This window comes from Staphylococcus microti (assembly GCF_000934465.1).
GTDB classification, from domain to species: domain Bacteria; phylum Bacillota; class Bacilli; order Staphylococcales; family Staphylococcaceae; genus Staphylococcus; species Staphylococcus microti.
Genome location: NZ_JXWY01000031.1, coordinates 107,583 through 115,194 on the forward strand (window position 1 = coordinate 107,583; position 7,612 = coordinate 115,194).

Sequence of the window (7,612 nt, forward strand, 5' to 3'; positions counted from 1 at the left end):
ATGGAAAATTAAAAGGCAATATTCAACGTGTGTACAAGCGTCTCATCATCTGTATCAATAAATAAGCGATAATGACTGTCTTGAAGAGAAGTATTCGTAAAAAGAGGGTAATCAATGTGATTCACATCATCTAAAGAAATCATGCCAGAAATAAGTGGATTACCATGCGTGTCTACTAATGTGTAGCTTGGCATCGGGGCGCCTTCAATATCAGTAATACGCAATTTAATATGGAGATAGTTCGTCACTTCATCATAGTTTGTTGTTACATCAAAGCGACTAATACGATCATTCGCCCGTTCAACAATCAACATTCTTTCAAGCGCTAATAGCGTATTTTCTGAATGGTTATCAGACGGAATCATGACAACGAGCGTATTCTCTCCATGATGTATAAAGCGCGTCATATCACATAATCGTTCTGACATATTAAGCATGCTTCCATTAATCAAGCATATGGCTGATGTATTAAATGACTGTGTGTCTAAAAAATAATCTTTACTTGCATCATAATCATTTATTTTAAAATACTTTGTATATACAAACGTATTGTTGAAACGCTTATTATCGACAATCCAATAATCACATAACGTTGTGATCGCATGTAACTGTTCAATTGATGTGCAATGAAAGTACTCATGATGACTACTATAAGGTATCTCGTATGCTTTTCTCATCTCCGCTCCTTTCACTTTATCTTTTGTTACTGTCAAAGTTGTTGCAATCATTTATTTCTCTCCTGATTAATAAATTTAATTAATTTTTTTACTTTAGAAATTTAGCACAAAACTATTAAAAGATATATTCAATTATCATGACAAAATATGCTAAAATGTTGCCGTATTATGCATTTAACAGGATGGTATTTCACATGCAATTGTTATGGAAAAAATTTAAAAAGCGTCATATTGATGCCAATATTGACGAATGTGGCATAGAAATTGGTACACCGAACACCGGCTATCAATATGAAGTGAGTAAGTCTGCCGTATTACACGTTGTGATGTCTGGTAGTGGTACTTTTACATATGATGGCATCACACATCATTTACAAGCAGGCGACTTGTTTTTATTACGTCGTGGTATGCACGTCCATTATCAATCTTCACTAGAGGATCCGTGGATTTATTATTGGGTCGGCTTCAGCGGTCAGCTTGCGATTGATTATTTATCACGAACACAACTGATCGATACACCAGTTATTCAAAATTGGGATACGACAGCTGTCTCTCATCTCGTTGAACAGATGTGTCACACAGCGAGAGACTATACGGTCGAAAGTGCAGATGATATCCAACATATGCGTGATTTATTCGACTTACTTTACACGTTATACCAAACCGCACCCAAGCCGTTTCAACAACAAGAAAACGAAATGTATTCCAATGTACGTGAAGCGATACGCTTTATGAATCGATCTTATATGGAGCCTATTACGATTGAACAAGTTGCACGACACGTCAATATGAGTAGAAGCTATCTCTACAAGATGTTCAAACGCAATTTAGACCAGTCACCGCAAAGTTACTTAATGCAACTACGTATGTTTCAAGCGGCAAAGTTACTCAAAGAAACATCGTTGCAAAGCCAAGAAATTGCCATGCGTGTTGGTTACAAAGAACCTTTAATGTTCTCCAAAGCATTTAAAAAGTTTTTTGGCATCAATGCGACGACTTACCGCCATAAACATCAAGATAGTGCGCACCTTATGATAGAAAATACGTAAGAAATAAGATTTAGGCATTATCCCACGTAATATTTTTTGTATTTTATCATCATTGGTTTAAGTTAAAATAAGCGTTTTAAATCAAATAAACAAATTACACACATGTAACAAATATTCATTTTAATATAGCTTTTTTATGCGATAAAAAGTATAATTATATAATGTGAAGTTGTAAGCCTTTTCTCATTTAACAACTAAGGGGGAACGATAGTATGATCGAAATTAACAGTATTGCGACATTGTTTCTCGCTTGTCTTGTATTAATCATTGGACAAGCAATCATTAACAAAGTTGAGATTTTCAATCGCTTGAGCATTCCAGCACCTGTTATTGGTGGTTTAATTTTTGCGATTATCTCAGCTATTTTAGCTTCAACAGGTGTCGTAACAATTAAATTAGATGGTAAATTTTTCCAAGACTTTTTTATGTTAGCATTCTTTACAACAATCGGGCTCGGGGCATCATTCAAGTTATTAAAAATGGGTGGTAAAGTTCTGATTGTTTACTGGGTACTTTGTGGTGTCCTCGCGACATTCCAGAACGTCATCGGTGTGTCTGCAGCAAAGTTACTGAATATTGATCCACTCCTTGGCTTAACAGCTGGTGCGATGTCTATGGAAGGTGGACACGGAAACGCAGCGGCATATGGTCAAACAATTCAAGATTACGGTGTCGATTCAGCAGTTGCAGCCGCACTTGCTGCCGCAACATTAGGACTTGTAGCCGGTGGTCTATTAGGGGGGCCTATCGTACGTTTCCTAATTAAAAGATATGACTTGGCGCCTAACGAAGCAGATGTCGTTCAAAAAGATTATTCTCAAATTGATATGAACAAACGTCTACATAAACACTTCACATTAAATGAAGTTTTCTTTATTCAAATGGGTATTATCTTGTTCTGTATGGCTTTAGGTACGTATCTTGGCGAACAATTTAGTGCAGCAACTGGCTTCAACATTCCACTCTATGTGGCATCAATGTTTGTTGCCGTTATTATTCGTAACGTATCAGAGATATTCAACTTAGATATTATCGACTTAAAATTAACGAACCAAATTGGTGATATCTCATTGAGTGTGTTCTTATCAATCGCTTTGATGAGTATTCAATTGACAGAAATTTACAACCTTGCATTACCGCTTGTTGTAATCGTCTTTTTCCAAATTATTTTCGTATCATTATTCTCAATCTTCGTCGTCTTCCGCTTGCTCGGTAAAGACTATGACGCAGCCGTTATGATTGGTGGTTTCATCGGTCACGGACTTGGGGCAACACCGAACGCGATGGCAAACTTAGATACCATTACGAAAAAGTTTGGTAACTCACCGCGTGCCTACTTGGTTGTACCAATTGTTGGTGCCTTCCTTGTCGACTTACTCGGTGTACCAATCATTACACTATTCATTGAAACTTTTAGATAGCAACTATCAACAAAACACGGTGTCGCGTATAGAGTGCGCACCGTGTTTTTTCATGCAAAAAAAGCAGGACAACTCATGTCATCCCACTTTTATATTGCCTATACTTGACGTCGAATTTGCCACCCATAAGGGTCTTCTAACTGTGACCAATCTGCATCGATTTCATTCGCTTTGACTAAACATTCATCTAATTCACGTGTCATTTGATCTGCATCTAAATCAATCCCAATAATCACAAGCTGTGTTTGACGGTCGCCATATTCTGGATCCCAATCTTCACGTACATCTTCACGTTCTTGAAGAATTGCGCCACGTTCTGCTTTAGGCATCGCCGCAACCCAATACGTCACAGGATGAATGTCTACAACGCTTCCCGCTTGCGATACAAGACAGGCCACTTCGTTATATTGTGCAAGCCATGCAATACCTTTCGCACGCACAATACTTTTAGGCATATTTTCTAACCAATCATTGAAACGTTTCGCATGGAATGGTAAGCGTCGCTTATACACAAATGATGAAATGCCATATTCTTCCGTTTCTGGCGTATGCGTTTCATGACCGCCCGCTTCTAACTCTTGTAGCCATCCCGCAGACTGACTCGCTTTATCAAAATCAAACAGTCCTGTATTTAAAACTTCATCCAAGTCTACTTGTCCTTTGACAGTTTTAATAATTTTCGCAGATGGTTGTAACTTTCTTAACATCGCTTGCAATTGATTCATTTCTTCTTCTGTCACTAAGTCCGCTTTGTTTAGCACCAATACATCACAAAATTCAATTTGATCGATCAATAAATCAGCAATCGTTCGTTCATCTTCTTCGCCTACTGCTTGATCTCTGTCTAACAATAAGTCTTCAGATTGGTAATCTCTCATAAAACGATGTGCATCAACGACTGTGACCATCGTATCAAGTTTACATAGTTCTGTTAGGTCAATACCAATTTCTTCATCAATATATGAAAACGTCTGTGCAACCGGCACTGGCTCTGAAATACCCGTAGATTCAATCACAATTTGATCAATACCGCCACGTTCCGCAATGGCTTTCACTTCTCGCAATAAATCTTCACGCAACGTACAACAAATACAGCCATTCGATAATTCCACTAATTTTTCATCCGTACGTGATAAGCCGCCGCCGTCTGCAATTAAGTCTTTATCAATATTCACTTCACTCATATCATTCACAATGACGGCAATACGTTTGCCTTCACGATGATTTAATATGTGATTTAATATGTGATTTAATAACGTTGTTTTACCCGAACCTAAATAACCACTCAACACCGTGACTGGTACTTTTTTATTACTCAATGATAGCCCCACCTTTTTAAATCGTAATCATTACGTTTTAAAGTATATAACACTGTCTTGTCTTTACGCAACCTTTAATGTTTTATGCTATATTTGAGGTAACTTGTTTTATAAGGAGCGATGCCTATGCTTAACTATCCTTTCATTGACAGCACATGCGTTGATTCGGCGTGGATTGATCGCAACGGACATATGAATGATGCTGAATATGCACGTGTGTTTAGTCTTGCGATTGATCACTTTCACGACCAAATTGGATTAACGACGGAAGAACGTGATGCACGTCACTATACCGTTTTTACACTTGAAACACATATTACGTATATTCGAGAATTAGAACAAGGTCATACAATTGATGTGAAAGTATCTATTTATGACTACGATGAGAAACGTACACACTTTTTTATGCAGTTATTTGATACTGAAACAAATACGTTATGTGCCACAGCTGAAACGATGATGATGGGAATTGACCGTAATACACGTCGTTCTGCCCCTTACCCGGAAGATGTTTATGCACAACTTACACACTATTACACATCTCAAGGCACGCAACAATGGCCATCGCAATTGGGGCACCGCATTGGAATTCCTCATAAATAAACGAAACACCGTATGACGTAAGCGACGGATCGCCTATAACATACGGTGTTTTTGAATTTTTATTTTTTAAAATGTGTATCAATCGTTTGTTGAATATATGCTTTTGCTTGTTCAAATTGGTCGCGTTCTGCTGCATCCAATGTAATGTTAAACACGTGGTTGACACCTTGACGCGTGACTAACGTTGGTAAGCTTACTGCTAAACTACCATCTGCTGTAATAGACGTTAACGGTAAGATCGCTTTTTCATTGAATACAAGTCGTTTCACTAATTCCACTGTCGTCTTCGCAATGGCTACATTCGTCCAGCCTTTATCGTGGAAAACATCAAAAGAAACTTTATCCACTTGTTGCGTGATTGCCTCTCGATCAATCGCTGCTTTTTGAGATAATGTTTCAAATTCATCTAACGGCATGCCTGCAATCGTCATTTTACTCCAGACAGGTACTGCATGCTGTCCATGCTCGCCAATCACAAAAGCTTCTACACTTTTTGGATCAATATCATAATGGTGCGCAATCAACGTTCTAAAACGTGCACTTTCTAACAACGTTCCCGTCCCCATAATTTTTTCGTTCGGATAATCATTCACTTGCGTTGCGATATACGTCATCGTATCTACTGGGTTAGACACGAATACAATCAACGGTTGCTGTGTCACCGCATTAATACGGTTCATGACATCTGTCACAACACCAACATTCCCTTTCGTTAGCGCTGTGCGATCTGGCATGTTCGGATCTGTTGCGATACTTGCTGTTACGACAATGACATCAGCATCGACTAAATCAGTATAATCTCCACTCACAATACGAATATGGCTTGTTGATGTTAAGCCTTGTGCATGTTGATGATCTAACACTTCTCCACGTGCTAATTTTTCATTTGTATCAACAACCACAATGTCAGAAAACAAATTTAAATATTGAACATCCGTTAAAATTTGACTCCCTACTTTACCGATACCAATTAATCCTAGTTTCATTGTTACCATCCCCTTTTACTTATTAACTATAGCAATATACTTCACAAGCGCAAGCCTTTATTGTGCAAAAAACCGACTGAGCCACTCAATCGGTTTTTACAGTATTATGCGTCTGCCGCACCACGTGCAATCATTTCTTGTTTCGTCACAATCGGATAATTTTTAAAGACAACGGCACCTAATAAGCCAGAAATCAAGCCAATGACCGCCATAGCAACACCATATAATACAACTGTTAGCCAGTCGTTAAAGCCAAACATAACAAGGAACCCAGCAATCGGTGTCGCCGTACCTGTCGCGTCATTGATTAAACCTGACAGTGCGATAACAAGTCCTGCAGCTGCACCGCCTACAAAGTTTGTTAAATAGATTGGAATCGGGTTTGCTGACACAATGTCTGCTTGTGATAATGGTTCAATACTCACTGAAATGGTCGCTTTACGATCACCTAGACGTAAGCGATGGAATAATGCACCGTTCATAAATGCCGAACTAAATGCTGCCATCGCACCAATAGCCATAGGGACGCCTGTTAAACCAAGCAATGCCGTTAATGCCATAGAACTTAATGGGGCTGTACCTACAACTGTAATAATGCCACCAAGAATAATCCCCATAACAATCGGATTTGTATCTGTTGAGCTTTGAATAATATCCCCAATTTTCAACAGTGTGTTATTGACAACTGGTGTGAGTCCAGCTGCAATCAGACGTGCCAATGGTGCAACGACAATCACCGCCCCGATTAAATCCACACCGTCTGGCACATATTTTTCCGTATATTTCATTAAGTAGCCGATAATGTAACCTGCAAAGAAACCAGGTAATAAGTCCATACCACCGCAAGCTGCCGCAATTACAAGTGCATAAACGGGTGACACGCCAATCGCAAGTGCTGTTAACCCTGCTGCAGCAACACCGCCTAAGCCGCCTGCAGCATCGCCCAGTTCGCCTAAAAATGGAATGCCTAACACTTCGCCACCGACGTATTTGTTAAAAGCTTCCACTAAAAACGTCGCAATCGCTGCGTTTGCTAATGCCCCCATCGCACGCATGCCATTCGGTGCTTTGTAAGTAAATAACGTAAAGATCACTAAAACTAAGATTAAAAATAACGTACCTACCAATAAATCCATGAAATCGCTCCTTTTAAGTATTAGTAAATGATAGGATAAGCCTGAAACATCTTTCATTGGCGATAAACGGATGCCTCATACTTTCTTCAAAAAGCTGAATCATTTAAGGAATAGCGTTCATTGATTATAGCGAAAACGTCCTTTGACAACCTTTTTACTGCTAATCTGTATCGCGCTTAAATTTTTGTATAACAACCATTCTACTAAAAAAATTATTTAATTGCACGCGAATTTTTAGAATTTTTCAATATATAATTGGAATATATCTCATCACTTCACTGCATCAAAAAAAGAGGTCATCAGATACTCGTAATTAAAGTGGACCCCATGTCAAGGACACTTAAAAAAAAGACCATTAACTAAATAATTAACTCCCACTATGATGGTGTCATAGGAGGAGTTAAGGCAATGTGAGCCTGTA

At 38.6% G+C, this 7,612-nt stretch carries 7 protein-coding genes and 1 pseudogene; 4 read left to right on the forward strand and 4 right to left on the reverse strand.

Annotation, left to right across the window (positions count from 1 at the left end; all coding sequences use genetic code 11):
• Positions 1 to 8: 8 nt before the first annotated feature.
• Entirely contained in the window at positions 9 to 728 is a 720-nt protein-coding gene (locus TP70_RS04355) for a glycoside hydrolase family 2 protein (RefSeq protein WP_044359701.1), read from the reverse strand.
• Between the two features lie 143 nt (positions 729 to 871).
• Here TP70_RS04355 and TP70_RS04360 point away from each other — a divergent pair, with 143 nt between their 5' ends.
• Together TP70_RS04360 and gltS are read left to right on the forward strand one after the other, a co-directional pair.
• Positions 872 to 1,726, forward strand: a complete 855-nt coding sequence (locus TP70_RS04360) for an AraC family transcriptional regulator (RefSeq protein ID WP_044359702.1) — start codon at positions 872 to 874, stop codon at positions 1,724 to 1,726.
• Between the two features lie 212 nt (positions 1,727 to 1,938).
• Positions 1,939 to 3,147, forward strand: coding sequence for a sodium/glutamate symporter (gltS, locus tag TP70_RS04365; protein ID WP_044359703.1), 1,209 nt, complete (start codon positions 1,939 to 1,941; stop codon positions 3,145 to 3,147).
• 98 nt (positions 3,148 to 3,245) lie between these two features.
• On the opposite strand, the gene TP70_RS04370 is transcribed toward gltS, so the two are convergent.
• Positions 3,246 to 4,466, reverse strand: coding sequence for a GTP-binding protein (locus TP70_RS04370; protein WP_044359705.1), 1,221 nt, complete (start codon positions 4,464 to 4,466; stop codon positions 3,246 to 3,248).
• Positions 4,467 to 4,592: 126 nt separating this feature from the next.
• Here TP70_RS04370 and TP70_RS04375 point away from each other — a divergent pair, with 126 nt between their 5' ends.
• Positions 4,593 to 5,069 carry a thioesterase family protein gene (locus TP70_RS04375; protein WP_044359707.1) on the forward strand — a complete coding sequence of 159 codons (477 nt, stop codon included), beginning with the start codon at positions 4,593 to 4,595 and terminating at the stop codon, positions 5,067 to 5,069.
• 59 nt (positions 5,070 to 5,128) lie between these two features.
• Here TP70_RS04375 and TP70_RS04380 read toward each other — a convergent pair whose 3' ends face one another.
• Together TP70_RS04380 and TP70_RS04385 are read right to left on the reverse strand one after the other, a co-directional pair.
• Positions 5,129 to 6,055: a lactate/malate family dehydrogenase gene (locus tag TP70_RS04380; protein ID WP_044359709.1), complete on the reverse strand. Its 927-nt coding sequence runs from the start codon at positions 6,053 to 6,055 to the stop codon at positions 5,129 to 5,131.
• Positions 6,056 to 6,159: 104 nt separating this feature from the next.
• Entirely contained in the window at positions 6,160 to 7,110 is a 951-nt protein-coding gene (locus TP70_RS04385; RefSeq protein WP_338091873.1) for a PTS sugar transporter subunit IIC, read from the reverse strand.
• Here TP70_RS04385 and TP70_RS12685 point away from each other — a divergent pair.
• Positions 7,100 to 7,192 (forward strand): annotated as a pseudogene (locus tag TP70_RS12685) (hypothetical protein); the annotation flags it as partial. The gene TP70_RS04385 and the pseudogene TP70_RS12685 sit on opposite strands and share 11 nt — an antisense overlap.
• Positions 7,193 to 7,612: the final 420 nt, after the last annotated feature.